Consider the following 24,735-nt stretch of genomic DNA (forward strand, 5'->3'; position numbering starts at 1 on the left):
TCGCGCAGGAGACTTGCCGTCAGTCCCGGCTCTTCGCTGCGCAAAGCCTTGGACGACGAGCGGATTTTGATCTCGCAAGCCAACAAAAAGCCCGCGGCATCGCTGCCGCGGGCTTCTGTTCTTCACGGGGCTCAGAGCTCAGGCGGCGATGCCCTGCACGGCGGGCTTCTCCCACTCCTCGCCCCAGATCATCACGGCGTGGCCGGGCGAGACTTCGCGGTACTGCCGGATCGGCGGGATATAGTCGGCCGCGCGCACCGGGCTCTTGATCTCGTCGTTGGAGACCGGGTTCTTCTCGTGACGGCGCGTCGGATCGGCGATCGGCACGGCGGCGAGCAGGCGCTTGGTGTACGGGTGCTGCGGATTGCCGAAGATCGCCTCGCGCGGGCCGATCTCGACGATCTCGCCGAGATACATCACCGCGACGCGATGGCTCACCCGCTCCACCACCGCCATGTCGTGCGAGATGAAGAGATAGGCGAGCTTCATCCTGGCCTGGAGCTCGAGCATCAGGTTGATCACCTGCGCCTTGACTGAGACGTCGAGCGCCGAGACCGATTCATCCGCCACGATCAGTCGCGGCTCGACCGCAAGCGCGCGCGCGATGCAGATGCGCTGGCGCTGGCCGCCCGAGAATTCGTGCGGGAAGCGGCTCGCCATATCGGGCTGAAGGCCGACGCGGCGCAGCAATTCGGCGACCTTGTCGCGCGCTTCCGAGCGCGTCGCGAGCTTGTTGATCAGCAGGGGTTCCGCGATTGCCGCGCCGACATTCATGCGCGGGTTCAGGCTCGCGAAGGGGTCCTGGAAGATCATCTGCATGCGCTTGCGCTGTTCGCGCAGGTCATGCTGGTTGAGCTTGAGGACATCGACGCCGTCGAGCAGCACGGAGCCCGCCAGCGGCTCGATCAGGCGCATCACCGAGCGCCCGGTCGTCGATTTGCCGCAGCCGGACTCGCCGACCAGCGCCAGGGTCTCGCCGGCCTGCACGCTGAAGGAGACGTTCTCGACCGCATGGACGCGGCCCTGGACCTTGCCGAGCAGGCCGGAGCGGATCTCGAAGCGCGTGGTCAGGTTGCTGACCTCGATCACCGGCCGCTCGCTCGCCTCGACCGTATCGGGCGTCTCGGTCGGCACATCGGATTCGCCGGTCAGGCGGTCGACGACGGGGAAGCGCATCGGCCGCCGGCGCCCGGTCATCGAGCCGAGCTTCGGCACGGCCGAGAGCAGGGAGCGGGTATAAGGGTGGTGCGCGCGGGCGAAGATGTCCTCCGTCGCGCCGGTCTCGACCGCTTCGCCATTGTACATCACCACCGTGCGGTCGGCGATTTCGGCGACGACGCCCATGTCGTGGGTGATGAAGAGGACGGACATGCCTTCCTCCTCCTGCAGCAGCTTGATCAGCTCCAGAATCTGCGCCTGGATGGTCACATCGAGCGCGGTCGTCGGCTCGTCGGCGATCAGGAGCTTGGGCTTGCAGGCCAGCGCCATGGCGATCATCACGCGCTGGCGCATGCCGCCCGAGAACCGGTGCGGATATTCGTGGAAGCGCGACTTCGCCGCCGGAATGCGGACCTTCTCCAGCAGGCGGATCGTCTCGGCCTCGGCCGCCGAGCGCGACAGGTTGCGATGCAGGATCAGCGCCTCGGCGATCTGGAAGCCGATGGTCAGCACCGGGTTGAGCGAGGTCATCGGCTCCTGGAAGATCATCGCGATGTCATTGCCGCGGATCTTGCGCATGTCGGCGTCCGGCAGGGTCAGCAATTCCTGCCCGCTCAGCTTGATCGAGCCCTCGATGCGGCTGTTGCCCGAGGGCGTCAATCGCATGATCGAGAGCGCCGTCACGCTCTTGCCCGAGCCCGATTCACCGACGACGGCCAGCGTCTCCTTCGGGGCGATGTCGAAGGAAACGTTCCGCACGACCGGCTTCCACAGACCCTCGACGCGGAAGGACGTCGTCAGGTTGCTCACGGACAGGATGGGAGGGGTTGTCATGAGGGGTGCCTTCTATGGTTTGCGTCAGATGACTCGGCGCGGATCGAGCGCGTCGCGCAGGCCGTCGCCGATGAAGTTGATCGAGAGCACGGTGAGGAAGATCGCAGCACCGGGGAACAGAGCCCAGTGCGGGGCGGAATCGAGATGGTCCTTGGCGTCGAAGAGCAGGCGCCCCCAGGTCGGGATGTCGGGAGGAAAGCCCAGTCCGAGGAAGGAGAGCGTCGATTCCGCGATGATCGCCGAGGAAACCTCGATGGTCGCCGCCACGATCACGGGGCCGAGCGCGTTCGGCAGGATGTGGTGGACCATCTGCCGAAACCTGGTCGCGCCCTGGGCGCGCGCCGCCTCGACGAACTCCTTCTCGCGCAGCGACATGAACTGGGCGCGCACCAGCCGCGCCACCGGCATCCATCTCAGCCCGCCGATGACAATGACGATCAGCACGAAGACGCCGCCCTCGACGCCGAAGGCCGCCTTGAGCTGCTCGCGGAAGAGATAGATCACGAGCAGCAGCAGCGGCAGCTGCGGCAGCGACAGGAACAGGTCGGTCACCCACATCAGGAAGGAGTCGGCATAACGGCGCGACATGCCCGCCACCGCGCCGACGACGACGCCGACGAAGGTGGCCACGACCATGGCCGCGAGGCCGACGGCGAGCGAGATGCGGCCGCCATAGATCATCCGCGCCAGAATGTCCTGGCCGAGATCGTCGGTCCCGAAGGGATGGGCCCAGGACGGGGTCTGGAGTTGGGCCGAGAAGTCGATCTCGTTGATCGCAATCGGCCAGAGCCAGGGGCCGATGACGACGCCGAGCACCAATAAGGCGAGTACGACCGAGCTCGCCATGGCGAGCCGGTGGCGGCGGAAACGCCGCCAGGTCTCGCGCCCCGGCGAGACCGCAGCGCTCGTTTTCGCTGCCACCACCACGGGTTCAGCTGAAGGAGATGCGAGGGTCGAGCCAGCCATAAAGAAGATCCGCGATGAGATTGAAAATGACGACGAGGCAGGCGAAGACGAAGGTCACGGCCATGATCACCGGTGTGTCGTTGGCGAGGATCGCGTCGATCAGCAGCGAGCCGATGCCTGGAATGCGAAAGATCTGCTCGGTGACGATGGCGCCGCCGAACACGGCCGGCATCTGCAGGGCGACGAGCGTGACGACCGGGATCAGCGCATTGCGCGTGATGTGGCGAAGCGTCACTTTCCTCTCGCTCAGGCCCTTGGCGCGGGCGGTGGTGACGTAGTCCAGCCGGATGACGTCGAGCACCGCCGAGCGGACATAGCGCGTGTAGGAGGCCGCCTGGAACAGGCCGAGCACCATGATCGGCATGATCGCCTGGCGGAACATCTCCCAGTACCAGCGCCAGCCCGTGGCGGCGATGTCGGAGCGATACACGAAGGGGAACCAGTCCAGCGCCACCGAGAAGACCAGGATGAAGAGCAGGCCGGTGAAGAAGGTCGGCAGCGAGAAACCGACGAAGGCCAGCGTGTTGGCGATCTGGTCGAACACCGAATAGGGCCGCGTCGCGGCATAGATGCCGACGGGCAGCGCGATCAGCAGCGCCAGGATCTGCGAGGTGCCGACGACGAAGAGGGTGGTCGGCACGCGCTGCAGGATCAGCGTGTCGACATTGATCCGGCTGGCAAAGGAAAAGCCCCAGTCGCCCTGCATCATCGATGTCAGCCAGCGCAGATAGCGCACCATGATGGGATCGTTGAGGCCGAAGCTGGCGCGCAGTGCCTCACGCACCTCGGGCGGCACGTTCGGGTTGGTCGCCATTTCCGAGAACGGGTCGCCCGGCGCCATCGCGAGCACCGTGAACAGGATAAGGCTGATCCCGAGCAGGCTGGGAATGGCGATCAGCAGGCGCCGGAGCAGATAACTGGCCATGAAATGGTCTCTGTGAGCACGCGGTTGGCCCGCGGACGAAAATGGCTCGCCGCCTGCCGGCACGCTGGTGCCTGCAGGCGGCGAACAGGCCCTTCACGAAGCGCTAGCTACGCGAAGGACCAGGGTCTCAGCTACGATACCAGGCCGCGAGGTTCCAGGTGTCGACGTCCCAGCCGCTGTGGTCATGCACGAGATTATGCACGGACGCGGCGACGCGGGTGCGCGACAGCAGCGGCAGGATCACATGCGCCTCGCAGAAGATCTCGTTAACCTTGATCAGCAGCGCGGCGCGCTTGGCCGGATCGAGCTCCTTCTGGGCGGCCTTGAAGGCCTCGTCGGCCGCCGGGTCGGAGTAGCGCGAGACGTTGCGACCCAGCCACTTGTTCTCCTTGTTGGCGATCTCCCAGGAGGTGAACTGGTTGAGAAAGCGCTCCGGATCGGGCTGCGGCTGCGTCGTGGTGTACATCTCGATGTCGACATAGAGCTTGGTGTAGGTGTCGGGGTTTGCGACATCGGACGAGAAGAACACCGAGGCGGTGACCGACTTGAGCTCCAGTTCGATGCCGGCGCGCTGGCAGGCCTGCTTGATGATGGCCTGGGTCTTCTGACGCGGGGCGTTGATCGAGGTCTGGTAGACGTATTTGAGCTTCTTGCCATCCTTTTCACGGATGCCGTCCGCGCCGCGCTTATAGCCCGCCTCGTCGAGGATCTTGTTCGCCTTGTCGACGCTGAACTCGTATTTGAGCTTCTGCGACTTGAACATCTTCGGTTCGTTGACGAAGCTCGCCGTGGCGACGCCGCCGCGGCCATAGATGAACTTCTGGATCGAGTCGCGGTCGATCAACAGGTTGATCGCCTCGCGCACCTTCGGGTCCGTCAGCGTCGGGTGCTTGGTCTTGATGCTTGAGCGCTCGCCATCGACCTCGGTCCACGGATCGGTGGTGTTGAGGATGATGAACTCGATGTCCCCGGATGGGACGGCGCTGATCTTGCCGCGGCCGCCGGTCTCCATGCGCTTGAGGACCTCGTCCTCGACCTGCAGGTTCCAAGCATAGTCGAATTCGCCGGTCTGCAGCACGGCGCGTGCCGCCGAGACCGCGTCGCCACCACCCTTCACCTCGAGCGTGTCGAAATGCGGCTGGTTCTTGACGTGATACTCGGTGAAGCGCTCGCCGGTGAGAATGTCGCCGGGCTTGAAGTCGACGAATTTATAGGGACCGGTGCCGACGGGCTTGAGATTGGCCGGCGCGTCGCGCGACTTGGCGCCAATATACTCGGCGAAATGATGCTTCGGCAGGATCTGGCCGGCAACGCCGACGAAAGGATCGGCCCAGAACGGCGTCGGTTCGGGGAAGATGACCTTCACCGTGTAGTCGTCGACCTTCTCGACCTTGATGTCCTTGTAGGAGCCGGTGGTGTAGGCAGCGGTCGCCGGATCCTTGGCGTATTCCCAGGTGAAGACGACATCGTCGGCCGTGAACGGCTTGCCGTCATGCCACTTCACGCCCTGCTTCAGCTTCCAGGTCACGGTCTTGCCGTCGGCGGAGAGGCCGCCATTGGCCTTGCTCGGGGTCTCGGCCGCAAGCTGCGGGATCAGATTGCCTTCCTTGTCCCAACCCGCCAGCGGCTCGAAGAAGATGCGCGAGGCGATCTGGTCCTTGGTGCCGGAGGCGAAATGCGGGTTGAGCAGCGTCGGCGCCTGCCAGAGCAGGATTTTGAGCGGCCCACCGCCGCCGGCCTTGGTCGGCTTGTATTCAATGGTCGCGTTCTGCGCCATCGCGACGCCGTTGAATCCAAGCAGCTGGTTCGCGAAGGGCGCTGCCAGGCCGACAGCCGCCGCCTTCTTGATGAAGGATCGCCGCGACAGGGCACCAGTTTTGACCCCTTCGATCAGTCGTCGCAGATCATGATCTTTCATTCGTTACCTCCACTTCAAGCGACAAAAAATCGACAGGCGGCGCTTACCGCACCGCTCTTTCCCCGATCGCCCTGAGCAAGGCATGTGCCAATCGATGCGTCAACCGTGCAGCGCAACGGCGGGCGCTGAGGACGCCATCTATCGCGCTGTGCCCGCGAGTCGACGCTCATGCGGAACGCTGTGATTTGTTCGAAATTGCCCCGATAAGCACAATTTTATGCCGTTCAATCCGTGAAGACGACGGTCTTCTTGCCATTCAGGATGACGCGATCCTCCAAATGATGGAGGACGGCGCGCGCCAGCACGCGCCGCTCGATGTCGCGACCCTTGCGGACAAGGTCGTCGGGCGTGTCGCGATGCGAGATGCGTTCGACGTCTTGCTCGATAATTGGGCCTTCATCGAGATCGGGCGTGACGTAATGCGCCGTCGCCCCGATCAGCTTCACGCCGCGCTCATGGGCCTGGTGATAGGGCTTGGCGCCCTTGAAGCCGGGCAGGAAGGAGTGATGAATATTGATGCAGCGGCCGAGAAGCTTGGCCGAGAAACCATCAGACAGGATCTGCATATAGCGTGCGAGCACCACAAGATCGGTCTTGGTTTCCTGGACCAATCGCCAGACCTCAGTTTCCTGTTCCATCTTGGTCTGGCGCGTTACCGGCAAGTGATGGAAGGGCAGATCGCCGATATCGGTCGAGGCGATGCTGTCGCGGCCGTGATTGGAGACGATGCCGGTGATCTCCATCGACAATTCGCCGATGCGCCAGCGATAGAGCAGATCGGCCAGGCAATGGTCGAACTTCGAGACCAGCAGCATGACGCGCTTCTTCGCTCCGCGCTCGCGCAGCGTGAAGGCCATGCCGAAGCGCTTGGCCAATTCGTCGACCGAGGCGGCGATCGCCGTCGGCTGTTGCCCGTCCTCGAGACGGTTGAAGAGGACGCGCATGAAGAAGCGGCCGGTTTCGGTATCGTCGAATTGCTGGGCGTCCAGGATATTGCAGCCGGCCTCGAACAACAGGGTCGAGACGGCGGCGACGATGCCGGGGCGGTTCGGGCAGGAGAGGGTGAGGATCGCGGTACGGTCGAGCATGATTGACGCCGCCGAGGAGGCAGCCCTTCAAATCGAAACAGGAATGGCAGGAATAGAATGGGAAGCGGTGAGGCGGGCTGCGCGCGACGCGCTGCGCTCAACCTCGTCCGACGTGACAAGCTCTTGGAATCGTGACCTGGCAGCCGAACTCGGCCGCGGAGGCCGAGAACCAGGACCAGAAACTGCCCGCCATGCTGCGCGCGACCATGAACTCGAAAACTGCTCCATTAGGGCCGTCCTCGGCCCGCCAGAGATGCACGCCGATATGGGCGATGCTTGTCAAGGCCGCGCTGCCGACCGGAAAGGCGGATGGATGCAGGTCGATCATGCAGCCCTTGGCCAGCGCGGCGCGGATTTTGCCGCCCGACAGGGTCAGGACGGCACGTCCGTCGCTCTGATCGGCGATCGCAGCCAGCCCCGACAGCGCCTGAAGGTCGTCGGCGAAACCAGTCCGGTCCTCCGTCACGAGCAGCCATAGGCCCGGGCCGGCCCAGACCAGGGCGCGGCCGGCTAAGACGGCTATCCGAGGCGTGGTCGGCAGGTCGAGCCGCAAGCGCGTCTTGACCGCTTGGCTCAAAGCCGCTTCGCCGTCCTCCGGCGCGATCAGGCTGGCGATGCCAAGTCCTTCCCTGGCGGTTACGATGACGCCCGCCGATCCCTTCGCGCCGAAAGACCCTTCGGACAGGATGCCGGCCCAGGCGCTCCTGGGCGTCCAGCCCGGCTTCATCGCTGCGTCAGACATGCAGGCGAGTTCCTTCGGGATCGACGAAGACGGGCGAGCAGATCTCGACCTCGATATCGCCATTGCGGACGGGGTCGACCGCGCGGATGCGCTCGCCGATGCGGCTCGCGCCGTTCTTGAGCAGGCCTAGCCCCATCCAATGCTTCAGGTTCGGGGAATAGGCGACCGAGGTCATGTAGCCCTCGTCGTTCTCCATGGTGGCAGGCTTGCCGAGCGCGATGAAATGCGCTCCGGCGCGCAGTCTCTGGCCGGGATCGACCGCCTTGAAACCGACGAAGCTCGGCCGCTCCGCCTCGACCAGCGCCTCGCGCTTGGCCATGACGCGCCCGATATAGTCCTTCTTCGCGGACATCATCTTGCCGAGGCCGAGATCGCGCGCCGTGGTCTGGCCGCTGAGCTCGTTGCCGGCGACATGCCCCTTCTCGATGCGCATCACGCCGAGCGCCTCGGTGCCGTAAGCGCAGATATCATGCGCCTCACCCGCCGCCATCAGCGCCCGCATCATCGCATCGCCGTAATCGGCGGGCACGGCGAGCTCATAGGCGAGCTCTCCCGAAAACGAGATCCGGAACAGCCGCGCCGGAATGCCGCCGCCGACCGTGATCTCGCGCGCGGCGAGATAGGGGAAGGCCTCGTTCGAGATGTCGTACTGCGGGTCGACCACCCCCTGCAGCACCGCACGCGCCTTCGGCCCGGCGATCGCGGCTTGCGCCCATTGCTCGGAGACCGAGACCAAGCGGACATCGAGCGAGGGCCAGAGCACCTGGTGACAGAATTCGAGATGCTGCATCACCTTGCCGGCATTGGCCGTGGTGGTGGTCGTCAGGAAATGCGTCTCGGCGAGCCGGGAGGTCGTGCCGTCATCCATGACGAAGCCGTCCTCGCGCAGCATCAGCCCGTAGCGCGCCTTGCCGACGGGCAGGGCTTTCCAGCCATTGATGTAGACGCGCTCCAGGAATTCGGCGGCGTCCGCGCCCTGGATATCGATCTTGCCCAGGGTCGAGACGTCGCAGAGGCCGACTCCGTTTCGCACGGCCAGGACCTCGCGGTTCACGGTGGTCAGCCAGTCGGTTTCGCCGGGCTTGGGATAGTATTGCGCCCGCATCCAGGCGCCGCTCTCGACGAAGACAGCGCCCTGGTCCTGCGACCATTGATGCGTCGGGGCGAGCCGCGTCGGCCTGAAGTCGCGGCCGCGATGATGCCCGCCGAGCGCGCCGATCGCCACCGGCGTATAAGGTGGGCGGAAGATCGTCGTGCCCGTCTCGGGGATGGTCTTGGCCGTGAGCTCGGCCATGATCGCGAGGCCGGCGATATTGGAGGTCTTACCCTGGTCGGTCGCCATGCCCAGCGTGGTGTAGCGTTTGAGATGCTCGACCGGCTTGAAGCCCTCGCGCGCGGCGAGCTCGACATCCTTGTCGGTGACGTCGTTCTGGAAATCGACGAAGGCTTTGCCCAAAGATCGGCCTTTGCCGTCCTTGACGCGCCAGACGGGCGAGAGCGCGATGCCTTCCAGATCGGTCTTGCGCGGAGGCAGCTCCGCTTTCCCGGCAAAACCGCAATCGAGCGCGGCCTCGGTACCCTGCCGCGCGCCGTCCTCCAGCGCCTGCGCCAGGGAGAACCGTCCGGCCGCGCTGCCGGCAACGGAAAGACCTGCCGGCATCTGGCCGGGCACGAAGGCGTGGATAGCCTCGTCCCAGATCGGTCGCGTATTCTGGTGCGACGTCAGATGGAGAGTCGGATTCCAGCCATTCGAGACCGCAAGCAGGTCGCAGGCGATGCTCTGCTCGCGCCCCGAAGCGTCCCGGATGGTGACGCGGTCGAGCGCCCGGCCGCCCGAGGCGCTGCTGACCACGCTGCCTGCGAAGACGCGCGCGCCGATCTGTCCCGCCATTGCCATCAGCCCGGCATCGATCTCGGCGCGCGGATCGACGATCGCGGCGACCGTCGCTCCGGCGGCCGCGAGGTCGCGCGCTGTAGCCCAGCCATCGTCGCCGCTGGTGAAGATGACGGCCTCTCGCCCGGGCAGAACGCCATAGCGGTTGACATAGGCGCGTACTGCACCCGCCAGCATCACGCCGGGCGTGTCGTTGCCGGCGAAGACGATTGGCCGCTCGATCGCGCCCGCCGCCAGAACGGCGCGCTTGGCGTTGACGCGCCAGGCGCGTTGGCGCGGCTGATGCGCCGGCGGGACCGGCAGATGGTCGTTCACGCGTTCGACCACGCCATAGATGCCATGGTCGTAGACGCCATAGACCGTGCTGCGCGGCATGACAGTCACATCCGGCAGGCTGGCGAGTTCGGCCAGCGTCGCCGCGAGCCATTCAGCCGCCGGCTGGCCGTCGATCTCGCGTTTCTCGGCAAGCAAGGCGCCGCCCAGCCGGAAATCCTCGTCGCAGAGGATGACGCGCGCGCCGCTGCGCCCCGCTGCCAGCGCGGCGGCAAGGCCTGCCGGCCCGCCGCCGATCACCAGCACGTCGCAGAAGGCGAAGGCCTTCTCGTAATGGTCGGGATCCTCATGGGGCGCGGCCCGCCCCAGCCCCGCCGCCCGGCGGATCAGCGGTTCGTAGAGCTTCTCCCAGAAGGCAGCCGGCCACATGAAGGTCTTGTAGTAGAAGCCCGCGACCAGGCCGGCGCCGAAGAGCGAGTTGACCGAAAGCAGGTCGAAGGCGAGCGAGGGCCAACGGTTCTGGCTGCGCGCTTCGAGGCCGTGATAAAGCTCGGCGACTGTCGCGCGCGTGTTGGGCTCGCGCCTTGCGCCGGCGCGCAGCTCGACCAGCGCATTGGGCTCCTCCGCTCCGGCCGAAAGGATGCCGCGCGGGCGGTGGTACTTGAACGAGCGGCCGACGAGCCGGACCCCGTTTGCCAGGAGAGCCGAGGCCAGCGTGTCGCCTGCGTATCCTTCATAGCGCTTGCCGTCGAAACGGAAGGATTGCGCCTGCGTGCGGTCGACCAGGCCGCCGGCGGCGAGGCGGAAGGGTTGCGTGCTCATGCCGCGGCTCCGGCCTTGGTCGGCTTCGCCGGCTCGGCGGCCTCGATCGCATGGGTTCTGGTGTCGCGCGTCACCACGAGCCAGGCATGGCAGCCGGCGCCGTGGTACCAGAGCTCGCGAAGCCGGCCGGCCGGGTTGTCGCGCTGATAGACATAGTCGAACATCGCCGCTTCGGTCGTTTCCATCCCCTCGGGACGCTTGGGATTGGCGTCGCCGAGATAGGTGAATTCCTGGGCGTCGCGGGCGCCGCAATGGGGGCAGGGGATTCGCATGGTCAGGCTCGATACCGGAAAACGGATGCAGGTTGCGCGCCTCCCCTCCCCCTCGTGGGGAGGGGATGGGGGTGGGGGGCGAACGACTGGGTCGGCATTGAGGCGTCTTGGCTGGTGGCTTTGTGCATACGGCTCGAAACCGATGACCATCGCTGTGGCTTTCCGCCCCCCACCCCTAACCCCTCCCCACGAGGGGGAGGGGAATGGCGGGCGTCGCGGCTTGTAAGGACGAGACAGCTCATCGCGCGCCTCAATGCAGGTTCGGCTGGGCGCCGACGCCCTTTTCGTCGATGACGCGGCCCGTGGCGAAACGGTCGAGCCGGAAAGCGGTCGCGACCGGGTGGGGCTCGTCGCGCGCGATCAGATGGGCGAAGCACCAGCCTGAAGCCGGCGTCGCCTTGAAGCCGCCATAGCACCAGCCGGCGTTGAGATAGAGCCCGTCGATGGGGGTGTGGTCGATGATCGGCGAACCGTCCATCGACATGTCCATGATGCCGCCCCAGTGCCGCAGCACGCGCAGCCGCCCGATACCGGGCCACAGCGCCATGGCCGATTCCATCACATCCTCGATCACCGGCAGGTTGCCGCGCTGGGCATAGGAGTTGTAGCCGTCGATGTCGCCGCCGAAGACGAGCCCGCCCTTATCGGACTGGCTGACATAGAAATGGCCGGCGCCATAGGTCACGACAGTGTCGATCAATGGCTTGACGCCCTCCGAGACGAAGGCCTGCAGCACATGGCTTTCGATCGGCAGGCGCATCCCCGCCATGGCGGCGAGCCGCGAGGAGTTGCCGGCGACGGCGAGTGCGATCTTCTTTGCCTTGATCGGCCCGCGCGAGGTCTCGACCCCGGTGACGCGGCCGTTCTCGATGGAGAGGCCCGTGACCTCGCAGTTCTGGACGATGTCGACGCCGCGCTGGTCGGCGGCGCGGGCATAGCCCCAGGCGACGGCGTCATGCCGGACCGAGCCGCCGCGCCGCTGCAGCAACCCGCCCTGGATCGGGAAGCGTCCGGTCTCGTAGTTGAAGAAGGGAACCATGGCGCGCACCTGCTCGCGGTCGAGCAGTTCGGCATCGACGCCGGCGAGCCGCATGGCGTTGCCGCGCCTGGCATAGGCGTCGCGCTGCGCATCGGAATGGTAGAGGTTCAGCACGCCGCGCTGGCTGACCATGGCGTTGTAGTTGATGTCCTGCTCCAGCCCTTCCCAGAGCTTCATCGAATGCTCGTAGAAAGGCGTATTGCCGGGCAGGAGATAGTTCGAGCGGATGATCGTTGTGTTCCGGCCGACATTGCCGGAGCCGATATAGCCCTTCTCGATCACCGCGACATTGCTGATGCCGTGCTGGCTGGCGAGGTAATAGGCCGTCGCCAGCCCGTGCCCGCCGCCGCCGATGACCAGCACGTCATATTCATGCTTGGGCGCGGCGTCGCGCCAGGCCGGCTTCCAGCCCTTATGGCCGGCCAGCGTCTGGGCAAGCAGCGAGAAGACGGAATAGCGCATGGGCGATCAGGTCCGGAGGGCTTGTCCGGCGGCCAGCGGCGCTCCGGACTTGTCTTCCTGAGATTGACGATCATAGGCTGATCGACATGACTACCAGCGACGCCAGATTGACTTCCAGCGACGGGGCGCATGGCCAGGGCCCGGCCCATATCGGCTTCCTGCTGATTCCGGATTTCGCGCTGCTCGCCTATGCCTCGGCCGTCGAGCCCTTGCGCGCGGCCAACCGCCTCTCGGGGCGCGATCTCTACCGCTGGAGCCATGTCTCGATCGACGGCCTGCCGGCGCCGGCCTCGAACGGCGTCAGCATCCAGGCCGACTATGGCCTGGGGGACGAGATCCGCTTCGACTATGTCTTCGTCTGCGCCGGCGGCAATCCGGCCGCCTTCCAGCATCCGGCGACCTTCGCCTGGCTCAGGCAATTGGCGCGGCGCGGCGTCAAGCTCGGCGGCGTATCGGGCGGGCCCTATATCCTGGCGCGGGCGAATGTACTGTCCGGCTATCGTTTCACCTTGCATTGGGAGCACGCCCCGGCCTTCCTCGAGGACTATCCCGATCTCGATCTGCGCCGCTCGCTCTACGAGATCGACAGGGATCGCTTGACCTCGAGCGGCGGCACTGCCCCGCTCGACATGATGCACGCCGTCATCGCCCGCGAGCATGGCAGCGAACTCGCGCTCGCGGTCAGCGAATGGTTCCTGCAGACCCATGTCCGGGAAGGCGAGGGGCCGCAGCGCATGCCCCTGCGCGAGCGGCTCGGCATCGCCCATGCGCCGCTGCTGCGCGTCGTCGCCCGGATGGAGCAGAACCTCGAGAATCCCGTCGCCCGCGCCGAGTTCGCCCGCACGGCGAATGTCTCCCCGCGCCAGCTGGAGCGGCTGTTTCGGCTGCACCTCGGCCGCTCGCTCGGTGAGCATTACCTGGCCTTGCGGCTCGACCGGGCCCGCGACCTGCTGCGCCAGACCAGCCTCTCGGTGCTCGAGACCGGGCTTGCTTGCGGTTTTGCCAGCGCGAGCCATTTCTCGCGGGCTTATCGCTTGCGTTTCGGCCATTCGCCGCGTGCAGAGCGGGCGCCGGAGACGGCGCGCACGCCGCGCTGAGCGGCGGCGCGCTCGCCTTGCGCCAACCGCAATTCCGATGCGCAAAATTTCACCGATCCTGCCGCATTGTCAGCATGTTTTGCCGTCATTAAAGATAAGTTGGCTAATGAAAAATCAGGAATTCTGCGCTATGATTCTGGCCTGAATCGGAGAAAGACCTCACGGCGATGACAAGCAGCGAGAGCGCCACCACAGTGCTGATCCACCTTGCCGGCGGCGTCGCGCTGCTGATCTGGGCGGTCAGGCTGGTGCGCACGGGCGCGATGCGGGCTTTCGGAGCCTCGCTGCGCCATGCCTTGGCGAGCTTCACGCGCAATCGCTTCGCCGCGTTCGGCAGCGGCATTGCGGTCACCATGGTGCTGCAGAGTTCGACGGCGACGACGCTATTGGTCTCCTCCTTCGCCGGCCGCCGCCTGATCGTGCCGGCGATGGCGTTGGCCGTGCTGCTCGGGGCCAATCTCGGCACCTCGCTCGCGGCCTTCGTGATCTCGATGGATCTGGGCTGGATCTGGGGGCTTTGCCTCGCCATCGGCGTCGCGCTCTATCTGGCCAATGAGGCGATGGACCGCGCCCGCAACATCGGCCGCGTCTTCGTCGGCATCGGGCTCATCCTGCTCTCGCTGATCGAGCTGAACGCGGCGGCGGCACCCCTGGCCCAGTCGCCGGTCTTCCGCACGCTGCTGGGGGCGATCGGCCATGAGCCGCTGCTGGCGGTCCTCGTCGCGGTCGCTGCGACCTGGCTGACCCATTCCAGTATCGCCGTCATCCTGCTGATCGCGACCTTCGCGGCCTCCGGCCTGTTTCCGCCCGCGACCGCGCTGACCCTCGTCATCGGCGCTAATCTCGGCAACGCGCTGATCCCGGTGCTGGACCAGCTCGGCGCGCCTGCGCTGCAGCGTCAGGCCGCCGTCGCCAACCTGTTCACCCGGCTCGTCCTGGCGCTCCTGGTGCTGCCCTTCGTCGCGCCTCTGGCAGGCTGGCTGCAGACATTGCCGGCGCTCGATTCGCGGCTCGCCATCGAGTTCCATGTCGCGCTGAACCTGGTCGGCGCGCTTGTGCTCCTGCCCTTCGTCGCGCCGGTGGCGCGGCTGTTCGAGCGCTTGATGCCCGGCAAGGAGGCACCTGACGCGACCGTGCGGCCGCGCCATCTCGATCCTGCCGTGCTCGACAGTCCTTCGGAGGCTCTGGCCTGTGCAATGCGCGAGGCGCTGAATCTGGGCGACCGCGTCGAATTGATGCTGCGTGATACGATGACGCTGCTCGAAAAGGACGAGTTGAAGCTCTCGCGCGCCATCGCCCAGGCTGATGACGGGGTCGATGCGATCCATGAATCGATCAAGCTCTATCTCGTCCAAGTCTCGCGCAACGAACTGACCGAGGAGGAAGGCCGCCGCCTGCTCGAGATCATTACGCTGATCACCAATCTCGAGCATATCGGCGACATCATCGACAAGAACCTGCGCGAACTCGCTGAGAAGAAGATCCGCAAGCGCTATGCCTTCTCGCCCGAAGGTCTGGCCGAGATCCGCGACTTCCACCAGCGCGTCTCGTCGGGCCTGGTGCTGGCGCTCAACGTTTTTGCCAGCCGCGATCTCGCTTTGGCGCGCCAGCTTTTCGCGGAGAAGGCGGTGATGCGCGATGCCGAGCGGCGCGCGACCGAGAGCCATTTCCAGCGACTGCGCAGCGGGCGGGCGGAATCGATCGAGACCAGCGCGATCCATCTCGACATCATCCGCGATCTCAAGCGCATCCACGGCCATGTCGCTTCGATCGGCTATCCGATCCTGGAAAGCGCCAACGCCCTGCGCGAGAGCCGTTTGCGGGAAGCGCAGGAGGCGCAGGAGGCGCAGGCCCAGCAAGGGGGGCATCTGATGCCGGCCCCGCAATCGGGCTTCTGATCAGCCCGGCACTGGGGCGGCCAGTTTGCGGATGGCCGTGCTCAATTCGGGCTCGTCGACCAGATCGGCGGCGTCTTCGGGCTTGAACCACCGGCTGCTCCGCTGGCCCTGCTCGGCCCAGCTTTCAAGCTGCCGTTCGACTTCGAGCAGATAGAGCTTCACCGTGCACAGCACGAAATGGTCGCGCATGCGCTTCCAGTAGATGTAACGGCCAGCGGGCTTGGTGCTGATCTTCCCGATCACCCCAGCTTCCTCGAAAGCCTCGCGCGCTGCCGCCTCATGGTTCTTCAACCCCTTGATCGGCCAGCCCTTAGGCACAATCCAGCGCTGCGTCGTGCGCGAGGTCACGAGCATGATTTCGGTCGAGCCGTCCTCCATGCGTCTGATCGGCATGGCAGCGATCTGTAAGCGAGCCTCGCCGGGCGTGCGCTTGGCCTTCTTCATCGTGGGGTGGCGTCTCCATGGCTGCGCGAGATCAAGGGCGCTCGGTGCGAATCAAGCGCAACCGAAGCGGGCAGAGTGTCACGCATCTGCGGCCGATTGGCGACGCCCTTGGCGGCGGTGCGGCCATTCGACAACAGCTTTGTTGGGCCGCCAGGGCATAGCCGGCTCCGGATGGATCTTGTGATCTTTTGCCGGAGCAGGATCGCGTGCCGTCGTGGTGCTTCAGCCGCTCACGGCCTCTACGCCGCACCATTCCGCCACGAACAGAGCCATTGATCCGGTGATGCGCTTCAGCGAGGCCAGGCTGACGCGCTCGTCGAAGGCGTGGATGTTCTCGCCCATCGGGCCGTAGCAGAGCGCCGGAATCTTGTCATAGAGCGCGTGCACGCGAGTATCGAGATAGGCCGCCGTCATGAAGCTCTTCAGCGGCGCTCCCAGCGCCGCCTCATGCGCGCGGCCAAGCACGGCCTCGGCTTCGCTGCCGGGCGCGAGCACATAACCCTCCGCCCAGAAGCCGTTGAAGGTCACCTTCGGCGGGTTGTTGGCGAGGAAGGCATCGGCCCGCGACGCGGTTCGGATGCAATCCTCGATGCGCTTGGCGGTCTCTTCCGCGGTCACGCCGGGATAGAGCCCGACGCGGCAATCGACCCGACACCAGCACGGCACCGAGGAAGCCCAGTCGCCGCCCTCGATCTTGCCGATATTGAGGTTGATCGGGTGGGGTTGGTCCTCGAAATGCTCGCGGCCTGCCTTCTCGGCGTTGAACTCTTCTTCCAGTTTGCGCAGCGCCGCGACGACGCGATAGGCGGCGTCGATGGCGTTGGCCCCCGTGCCCATCTCGCGCACATGCACCGGTACGCCGCGGACCTCGAACTGGAACCAGAGCACGCCGGCATTGGCCCGGGCCAGCATCTCGTATTCGGGCTCGGGGATCAGCGCCGCATCGGCGCGGAAGCCGCGCAAATGCGTCATAAGCGCGCCGTTTCCGGTCGATTCCTCCTCGACGACCGACTCCAGATAGAGTGTCGCAGCTGGCTGCAGGCCGATGCGCTTCAGCGCGTCCAGGCAGTAGAAATTGGCGCCGGCCCCGGCCTTCATGTCGGCGCTGCCGCGGCCATACATCCAGTCGCCCTCGATCACCGGATCGAAAGGCGCATGCGTCCATTGGTCGACAGGGCCGGTCGGGACGACGTCGACATGGGCCTGCAGGATCAGTGAACGGCCGGTCTCCGCGCGCGGATGATGGATGCCGACGACGATCGGCGCGTCGGAATGCGTGTCGGAGAACGGCGCACCGCCGGGATGGGCTGCGATCGCCGCCCTGTCCATCGCAAAGCGGTCCATGGTGAAGCCGCGATCCTTCAGCGCCCGGAAGATGAAGTCCTGGCAGGTGTGTTCCTGGCCCCGCAGCGAGGGAAAGCGGATCAGCTCCTGCGTGAAGGCGATCTGCTCGGCAAAGCCGGCCTCGACGGAGGCGAGGATCTTGTCGCGCAGGGCGGGATCGAGAGGCATGGGCTGGGCTCCGGCAGATGGGACAGGCGTCAGACAGGACTTGTGCGCGTCATGGTCGGGTTCGACCCGGCCATCTCTAAAACCAGTACTGGCTAGCCCCAGGATTCCCGGAGCTGGGCTGCGCCGCGCCCGGGAGTGACGAGCCAGCGCTCATTAGTGCCCGAACCGCCCGCCGCCGGGAACGGCCGCCAGCAGTTGCCGCGTATACTCGTGCTGCGGGGCGGCGAACAAAGCCGCCGTCGGGCCGGTTTCGACGATGCGGCCGCGCTGCATCACCGCGATGCGGTCGCAGATCTGCGCAGCGACGCGCAGGTCGTGGGTGACGAACAGGATGGCGAGACCGAGCCGGCTCTGGATGTCCTTGATCAGGGACAGGATCTGCGCCTGCACGGAGACGTCGAGCGCCGAGACCGCCTCATCCGCCACCAGCACGTCGGGTTCGAGGGCGAGCGCGCGGGCGATGCCGATGCGCTGGCGCTGGCCGCCGGAGAATTCATGCGGGTAGCGGTCGACCGCATTGGCGGAGAGGCCGACGAGCTCGAGCAATTCTCGCGCCTTCATCAGGGCGGTCACCCGCGCCACGCCATGCGCCACCGGCCCGTCGGAGATGATGCGGCCGACGGTCTGGCGCGGGTTGAGCGAGGCGAAGGGATCCTGGAACACCATCTGGATGCGCTTGCGGTGCTGGCGCAGCGCGGTTGGGCCGAGATCGCTGAGCACGAGATCTCCCGAGCCTTGACCGCTCAGTACGATTCGCCCGCTATTGGGTTCGATCAATCTGAGGCAGCAGCGCCCGACGGTCGATTTGCCGGAACCGGACTCGCCGACGAGCCCGAGTGTCTCGCCCCGGACCAGCGAGAACGAGATGTCCTCGGCTGCCCTGACCTCGCGGGCCGTGCCGAAGAAGGAGCGCTTGCGATAGATCTTGCCGAGCCCCTCGACGCTGAGCACGGGAGGGCTCTCCGGCAAGGCCGGTCGCATGGGCGGCACGAGCGAGGGCACGGCGGCGAGGAGTTTTTGCGTATAGGCATGGCGAGGGGCGCCCAGCACCTGGTCGGCCGTGCCTTCCTCGACCAGCACGCCCTTCTCCAGCACCGCGATGCGGTCGGCGATCTCGGCGACGACGCCCATGTCATGGGTGATGAACAACACCGCAGTGCCGTGCTTGTGGCGCAAATTATCGAGGAGCTTGAGAATCTGCGCCTGGGTGGTGACGTCGAGTGCGGTCGTCGGCTCGTCGGCGATCAGGAGCTTGGGTTCGAGCGCCAGCGCCATCGCGATCATCACCCGCTGCCTCTGCCCGCCCGAGAGCTCGTGCGGGTAGGCCTTGGCGAGACGCGGCGGGTCAGGCAGGCCGACCTCGGTCAGGAGCGCGACGGCGCGCGCGCGCCGTTCGGAGGCTCCGTGCAGCCCATGCGCCTCGAAGGTCTCGATGATCTGGTCGGCGACCCGCATCACCGGGTTGAGCGAGGTCATCGGCTCCTGGAAGATCATGCCGATCTCGCGCCCGCGTACGTCCTGCATCGCGGGCTCGTCGAGGCTGAGCAGGTCGCGTCCGGCGAGCCTGATCGCGCCGCCCGCAGGCTTCACCGCCTTGGGCAGCAGGCCCATCACGGCATGGGCGATCATCGATTTGCCCGAACCGGATTCGCCGACGACGCAGAGCGTTTCGCCGGGCGCGATCGCAAGCGTCACGCCTTCGACCGCATGCGCCCGGTCGGCCAGCGCCGGCAGGGCCAGCGTCAGTTTTTCGATGGAGAGGACGGGCGGGGTCTCTTGCGAGATGACGTTCATTCGCGGCCTCGTGCGAGGCGCGGGTTCAGCGCGTCGTTCAGACCCTCGCCGGCGAGGTTGAGCGCCAGCACGGTGAGGAAGATCGCAAAGCCCGGGAAGAAGCTGATCCACCAGGCGTCGAGCAGGCGCGTACGCCCCGCCCCCACCATATAGCCCCAGCTCATCAGGTTGGGGTCGCCCAGGCCCAGGAAGGAGAGGGCGGATTCGAGCAGGATCGCCGAACCGATCATCAATGAGCCCATCACGATGATCGGCGCCACCGTGTTGGGCAGCACCTGGCTGAAGATGATGCGCGGCGTCGATTGGCCGATCGTAACGGCGGCCTGGACATATTCGCGCGTCCTGAGCGAGAGCACCTCGCCGCGCACCAGCCGCGCCACCGGCGGCCAGGAGACGACGCCGATGGCGAGCACGATCGAGCCCAATTGCGGCTGCAGGATCGCGACCAGCACGATCGCCAGCGCGAAGGAGGGTATGGTCTGGAAGAACTCGGTGAAGCGCATCAGCGCGTCGTCGACGAAGCCCCCGGCATAGCCGGCGATCGCCCCGAGCGGCACGCCGATCAAGAGCGAGACGATCGTCGAGACGACGCCAATCATCAGCGAGACGCGTGCGCCATGAACCATGCCCGCCGCGATGTCGCGGCCGAGCGTGTCGGTGCCGAGCGGGAAGCGCTCCAGCGCGAAGGGCGCCATGAAGGGCCGCCCGACCATGCGCCAGGGCGAGCTCGGATAGAGCGAGGGCGCCAGCAGCGCGAAGGCGACGACCGCGAGCAGGATCACCAGCCCAAGGACCGCGCCGCGATTGCGGCAGAAGCGTTTGAGGAAGTTCATGCTCCCGCCTCGATACGCGGATCGGCAATGCGGTAGACCAGATCCGTCAGGATGTTGAAGCCGACGACCATGGCCGAGGACATGAAGAAGACGCCGAGCAGCACGGAATAGTCGCGCTGTACCAGCGCGTCGAACATCAACCGACCGATACCGGGCCAGGCGAAGACGGTCTCGGTCAGCACCGCCCCGCCGACGAGTTGGCCGGCCTGCAATCCCGCCAGTGTCACCACGGGCAGGATCGCGTTGCGCGCCACATGCCGCCGCGAGACGATGCCAGGCGAGAGACCCTTGGCCCGCGCCGTCTTGACGAAATCGGCCCCGGCGACCTCGAGCATCGAGGCGCGCATCATCCGTGCATAGAGCGCGGTGAAGAACAGGCCGAGCGTCAGCGCCGGCAGGATCAGGTGGTGGCCGATGTCGAGCGCCCGCGCCAGCCCCGTGTTGTTCGCGCCGATCGTCTCGTAGCCGACATTGGGCACGAGGCCGAGCTTCAGGGAGAAGACGATCTGGCTCATCAATGCGATCCAGAACAGCGGTGTCGCGTAGAAGACGAGGGACAGCGTCGTGATCAGGCTGTCCGACCACCGCCCGGCCCGCCTTGCGGCCAGCGCTCCCATGACGATGCCCAGGGCGAGCGAGACGACGAAGGCCGCACCTGTCAGCAGCAGCGTCGCGGGCAGCCGGTCGAGCACCAGGCTGAGCACCGGCTGCTGCTGGCGATAGCTGAAGCCGAGATCGAAGGTCATATAGCCCTTGATGTAGATCCAGAGCTGCGTCGTGATCGGCTCGTTCAGCCCGAAGCGCTGGCGCAACTGCTCGAGCAACTGGGCGTCGGCGGCGCCCGCTTCGCCGGCCAGCACCTGCGCCGGATCGCCCGGCGCGGCGCGGATCAGGAAGAAGTTCAGCACGGCGATGGCGAAGAGCACGAGAACGCCCTTCACCAGTCGGCCGGAGAGGAAGTGGAGGAGGTTCATTCAAGGCTTCCGTGAAGCGTGTCATCCCGTGCGCGCTGCGGCGCGAAGTGCCGCTGCGCTGACACGGGACCGTCACCGGAGAGAGCACGGCTTGGAGCCTTGCTCTGCATGCGATCCCGGATCACCGCTGCGCGGCGTCCGGGATGACACGATCCTTGCGGATCGTGTCACTCCTTCCATGCATCTCGGAAGCCGTCATTCACGCCGATCGCGCTGTTGACGAGGTTCTTGACGTTGCAGCGATAGATCGTCGGGAAATCCATCTCGAGCTGCCAGAGCACGGGCACGTCGTCGGCGAGGATCTTCTGCACTTTCGTGTAAAGTTCCTGTCGAGCGCTGTCCGAGGGCGCGGTCGCCGCGTCGGCGAAGAGCTTGTCGACTTCCGGGTTCACATAGGCGCCCTGGTTGCCGAAGGGATTGCCCTTGACGATGTTGGTCGAGATGTAGTTGCGCGCCACGCCGGTCGCCGGGTCGCCGAGTTGGTAGAGATAGTTGAAGGTCATGTCGAAATCGCCGTTGCTGGCCTTCTGGGTCCAGCCCGGCACGTCGGTGGTCTCGATCGAGACGTTGACTCCGGCATCAGTGAGGTTCTGCTTGATCGCCTCGGCCCAGCGGCTCCAGACCTCGCCATAGGGCAGGGCGAGCAGCTTGATCGGCTCGCCCTTATAGCCGGAGGCCTTGATCAGCTCCTTCGCCTTGGCGACGTCGTAGCTGTATTTGGGCACGTCGGCCGAGTAGAACTTCGTCTTCGACGAGATCGGCCCGGTCGGCAGCTTGCCGAGCCCGCCCCAGACCACGTCCTTGCCGAATTCGCGGTCGATCGCGAACATCATGCCCTGGCGGAACTGCTTGTTGGCGAGCGGGCCGCCCTTGGCGATGTTGGGCGTCAGCCAGGCATGAGGCGCGAACATCTCCCAGCCCTTGGTCGTGACGCAGCTATTGGGCAGCTTGGAGAGGCGGGCCACGTCGTAGACGTCGACCGAACCGCCGGTCAGCACATCGATCTTGCCGGTCTCATAGGCGACGGCGCGGGCGGCCGCGTCGGGGATGATCTCCCAATAGATCTCGTCGAGGTTCGGCTTACCCTTCTGCCAGTAGTTCTCGTTCTTGACGAGGTGGATATAGGAGCCCTTCTTCCACTCCTTGAACTTGAACGGCCCGGTGCCGATCGGGGTGTTGTTGGCGGGGTTCGCGCGGTAATCCGTGCCGTCATAGATGTGCTTCGGGATCATCGGCGCGCCGCCGACCTCCTGTGACAGGATCAGCGGGCCGAAGGGCTGCTTCAGCGTGATCTTGACGGTGAGGTCGTCGATCTTTTCGATCTTCTCGACCTGGCTGTTGGCGATCGGGCGCCAGCGCGGATGCACCTCGCGCAGGAACTTGTCGAGCGAGAACACCACGTCGTCGGCGGTGAAGGGCTTGCCGTCATGCCAGGTCACGCCATCCTGGAGCTTGAAGGTATAAACCTTGGAATCCGGTGATATCTCCCAGCTCTTGGCGAGCGAGGGCTTCGGGTTGAGCTTCTCGTCATAGCGCAGCAGCGATTCGTAGATGTTGCCCGCGACCATGTTGGTCGGGCCGTTCTGGTTCAGCCCCTGCATCAGCATCGGCGGTTCCGGCTGCACCACGACATGGATGCTGCCGCCCGTATTGGGCGTCTGCGCCGGCGCCATGGACGGCGCCAGCGCGAAGGCTGCAAGCGCGGTCGTTACGGCAAGATGCCGGCGGAATGCTGAACTCGTCATCATCGTCTCCCACTGCCTCGACTGTCTCAATCGTCGGTCGCATCTTTTTCGCGATCCGCCCCGCCTCGAACTAGATCATAGCTTGGTCGTGCCGCACAGGGCCGGAGCCTCTGCCGAATATGAGAACTCCACGCCGATGGCCTCCACGGCCCGGTTCACGGCGGAACGATAACGAGGGAGCGCGGCGATCGTCCAATAGCCTGTGCCTATGCCAGCGATAGCCGCCCGAGCGGCCTTTGCAGGCAGTCGCGATGGCTTTCTGCCCGCTACGATGCAGGTCCTGCCGTCCCTGTCCATTTTGGCTGCAATGCAGGAAGAATGCCGCAAGACGTCCGCCTTCAGCTCGTCCGCGACAATGTGAAGGCGCCTGCGGCGTCCGCCGGCATCGCCTGGCGCAGAGCGGCGACGAAGGCCGGCTGCGCGATCACCGCCAGCGCCTTCATCGCGTCCGGGCCGGTCTCGCGATCCTCGACCAGCATCGGCACGCTCTCGCGGATCGCCTCGTAGAGCACCCTGGTGGCGGGGGCGAGCCGGGGCCGCTTGCCGATATCGACGGCCTGGGCCGCGACCACCGCCTCGATGGCAAACAGCATGCGCAGGGGCACGAGCTGCTCCTCCAGCTTGCGGATCGTCAAGGCCGTCTGCGGCGCATGGTCCTCGACGCTTTCCGAGACCGGCAGCGCGTCGCAGCTCGCAGGTGCGGCCTTGAGGCGGATCTCGCCATGCAGATAGGAGGCGGTCTTCTGCAGCGAGTTGTAGCCGTTCGAGGCGCCGCCGACCGGCGAAAGATATTTCGGCAGGCCGGAGAGATGCTGGTTCATCATCTTGATGGTGCGGTAGGCCGAAGCCGTCGCCAGATGCGTGTTGACGATCGCCATCATGTCGAAAGCCAGCGCGATCGCCGGCGTATGAAAATTCGCCGTGGACAGGATCAGATCGTCATCGGTCATGACCAGCGGGTTGTCGGCCGCCGCGTTGATTTCGGTTTCGACGCTTTCGACCGCCGTCTCGAAGCTCGTCAGCGCCGGCCCGTAGATCTGCGCGAGCACGCGGAAGGAGAGCGCGTCCTGGATCGAGCGGGCCGCGCCCGCATCATGGAGATAGCTGCCCGCGAGCACCGCGCGGAACATCGCCGCCGCCCGCTCCTGGCCGCCGGCAGGCCGCGCGGCTGCGAGCCTGGCGTCGAAGATCTGCGGATTGGCGGCATAGCCCTCATCCGTCAGCCCTGCGATTGCGACGGAGGCGAACAGGATGTCGGAGAGCTCGGCCAGTACCTTGGCGGCATGGCCGCAACTGACCGCGCTCGCATTCAGGATCGCGAGCCCGTCCTTGGCGGCGAGCGTCGCCGGCTGCAGCCCGGCCGAGGTGAACGCCTCCATGGCGGGGCGTTTTTCCCCCTTCACGAAGATCTCGCCGAGCCCGATCACGGCCGCACCGAGATGGGCGCAGAGCCCAAGATCGCCGGCGCCGATCGAGCCCCGCCCGGGAATGACCGGCGTCAGCCCGGCATTGAACATCGCCACCATCGTGTCGAGCACTGGCGGGGAGACGCCCGAGCCGCCCTGGGCGAGACCGATCAAGCGGCACAGCCAGATGGTGCGAGCCGTCGCCTCGGGAAACGGCTCGCCCATGCCGATGCAGCGCCCGCGTACCATCTGGACCTGGAACGCCTCGATCTGAGCCTTGTCCAGGCGGAAGGCGACGTTGCCGCCGAGGCCGGTGTTTAGCCCGTAGATCGGCGCGTCGCCTTGCGCGTAGCGCTCCACCACCTTGCGCGCCGCGACCACCCTGGCGCGCGCTTCGGGCGCAAGCGCGACCGTCGTGCCGGGGTGGCTGGCGGCCATGACGAAGCCGAGCCCGACCGGCGCGGCGCCCAGAAGGAATTCGCTCACGCTGAAGGATCTCCGTCGATGCTTTGCGATGTGGAGGCGGTGGGACGCAGCGCCAGCGGCGCTTCAGCTGGGACGGTAGCCGCAGCCCCAACCGCCGCGCAACCGGCCTCCCATCCACAAAAGGCGCGAAGTTGTGAGCACTGCCGTTGCGAT

General features: G+C 66.0%; 18 protein-coding genes. 2 read left to right on the top strand and 16 right to left on the bottom strand.

Features of this window, described 5'->3' with window-relative positions; translation table 11 throughout:
* Nucleotides 1–138 precede the first annotated feature (138 nt).
* The 9 genes from CYD53_RS24140 to CYD53_RS24180 form a co-directional block, all read right to left on the bottom strand.
* The gene (locus CYD53_RS24140; RefSeq protein ID WP_103720638.1) at nt 139–1,992 is read right to left on the bottom strand and encodes an ABC transporter ATP-binding protein; all 1,854 of its coding nucleotides are present in this window, start codon (nt 1,990–1,992) and stop codon (nt 139–141) included.
* 24 nt (nt 1,993–2,016) lie between these two features.
* Nucleotides 2,017–2,958, bottom strand: a complete 942-nt coding sequence (locus CYD53_RS24145; RefSeq protein ID WP_103720639.1) for an ABC transporter permease — start codon at nt 2,956–2,958, stop codon at nt 2,017–2,019.
* Nucleotides 2,924–3,883, bottom strand: a complete 960-nt coding sequence (locus CYD53_RS24150; RefSeq protein ID WP_103720640.1) for an ABC transporter permease — start codon at nt 3,881–3,883, stop codon at nt 2,924–2,926. Before CYD53_RS24150 ends, CYD53_RS24145 begins: the two co-directional genes overlap by 35 nt.
* A gap of 127 nt (nt 3,884–4,010) precedes the next feature.
* Entirely contained in the window at nt 4,011–5,801 is a 1,791-nt protein-coding gene (locus CYD53_RS24155; RefSeq protein WP_103720641.1) for a peptide ABC transporter substrate-binding protein, read from the bottom strand.
* 224 nt (nt 5,802–6,025) lie between these two features.
* A complete protein-coding gene (purU, locus tag CYD53_RS24160) occupies nt 6,026–6,889 on the bottom strand; it encodes a formyltetrahydrofolate deformylase (RefSeq protein ID WP_103720642.1) in 864 nt (287 codons plus the stop codon).
* Nucleotides 6,890–6,986: 97 nt separating this feature from the next.
* Nucleotides 6,987–7,631, bottom strand: a complete 645-nt coding sequence (locus tag CYD53_RS24165; protein ID WP_181012006.1) for a sarcosine oxidase subunit gamma — start codon at nt 7,629–7,631, stop codon at nt 6,987–6,989.
* Nucleotides 7,624–10,620, bottom strand: a complete 2,997-nt coding sequence (locus tag CYD53_RS24170) for a sarcosine oxidase subunit alpha family protein (RefSeq protein ID WP_103720644.1) — start codon at nt 10,618–10,620, stop codon at nt 7,624–7,626. Before CYD53_RS24170 ends, CYD53_RS24165 begins: the two co-directional genes overlap by 8 nt.
* Complete coding sequence (locus CYD53_RS24175; RefSeq protein WP_103720645.1) at nt 10,617–10,892, bottom strand: sarcosine oxidase subunit delta; 276 nt, start codon at nt 10,890–10,892, stop codon at nt 10,617–10,619. Before CYD53_RS24175 ends, CYD53_RS24170 begins: the two co-directional genes overlap by 4 nt.
* A gap of 250 nt (nt 10,893–11,142) precedes the next feature.
* Complete coding sequence (locus CYD53_RS24180) at nt 11,143–12,393, bottom strand: sarcosine oxidase subunit beta family protein (RefSeq protein ID WP_103720646.1); 1,251 nt, start codon at nt 12,391–12,393, stop codon at nt 11,143–11,145.
* A gap of 86 nt (nt 12,394–12,479) precedes the next feature.
* Between CYD53_RS24180 and CYD53_RS24185 the strand changes: the two genes are divergently transcribed.
* Entirely contained in the window at nt 12,480–13,490 is a 1,011-nt protein-coding gene (locus tag CYD53_RS24185; protein ID WP_103720647.1) for a GlxA family transcriptional regulator, read from the top strand.
* A gap of 167 nt (nt 13,491–13,657) precedes the next feature.
* Entirely contained in the window at nt 13,658–15,388 is a 1,731-nt protein-coding gene (locus CYD53_RS24190) for a Na/Pi cotransporter family protein (protein WP_103720648.1), read from the top strand.
* Here the strand turns inward: CYD53_RS24190 and CYD53_RS24195 are convergent, their stop codons facing one another.
* From CYD53_RS24195 to CYD53_RS24225, 7 genes are all read right to left on the bottom strand, one after another.
* Complete coding sequence (locus CYD53_RS24195; RefSeq protein ID WP_245928403.1) at nt 15,389–15,781, bottom strand: NUDIX hydrolase; 393 nt, start codon at nt 15,779–15,781, stop codon at nt 15,389–15,391.
* Between the two features lie 273 nt (nt 15,782–16,054).
* On the bottom strand, nt 16,055–17,344 hold the full coding sequence (locus CYD53_RS24200) for an ArgE/DapE family deacylase (protein ID WP_103720650.1): 1,290 nt from the start codon (nt 17,342–17,344) through the stop codon (nt 16,055–16,057).
* Between the two features lie 153 nt (nt 17,345–17,497).
* The gene (locus tag CYD53_RS24205) at nt 17,498–19,138 is read right to left on the bottom strand and encodes an ABC transporter ATP-binding protein (RefSeq protein ID WP_103720651.1); all 1,641 of its coding nucleotides are present in this window, start codon (nt 19,136–19,138) and stop codon (nt 17,498–17,500) included.
* Nucleotides 19,135–19,971 carry an ABC transporter permease gene (locus tag CYD53_RS24210; protein ID WP_103720652.1) on the bottom strand — a complete coding sequence of 279 codons (837 nt, stop codon included), beginning with the start codon at nt 19,969–19,971 and terminating at the stop codon, nt 19,135–19,137. Before CYD53_RS24210 ends, CYD53_RS24205 begins: the two co-directional genes overlap by 4 nt.
* Complete coding sequence (locus tag CYD53_RS24215) at nt 19,968–20,945, bottom strand: ABC transporter permease (protein ID WP_103720653.1); 978 nt, start codon at nt 20,943–20,945, stop codon at nt 19,968–19,970. The genes CYD53_RS24210 and CYD53_RS24215 overlap by 4 nt, the downstream gene beginning before the upstream one ends.
* 167 nt (nt 20,946–21,112) lie before the next feature.
* On the bottom strand, nt 21,113–22,618 hold the full coding sequence (locus CYD53_RS24220; protein ID WP_245928406.1) for an ABC transporter substrate-binding protein: 1,506 nt from the start codon (nt 22,616–22,618) through the stop codon (nt 21,113–21,115).
* A gap of 410 nt (nt 22,619–23,028) precedes the next feature.
* The gene (locus CYD53_RS24225; protein ID WP_103720654.1) at nt 23,029–24,582 is read right to left on the bottom strand and encodes an HAL/PAL/TAL family ammonia-lyase; all 1,554 of its coding nucleotides are present in this window, start codon (nt 24,580–24,582) and stop codon (nt 23,029–23,031) included.
* Between the last annotated feature and the right edge of the window lie 153 nt (nt 24,583–24,735).

Origin of the sequence: Allobosea psychrotolerans, from assembly GCF_002917105.1 — a bacterium.
GTDB lineage: Bacteria > Pseudomonadota > Alphaproteobacteria > Rhizobiales > Beijerinckiaceae > Allobosea > Allobosea psychrotolerans.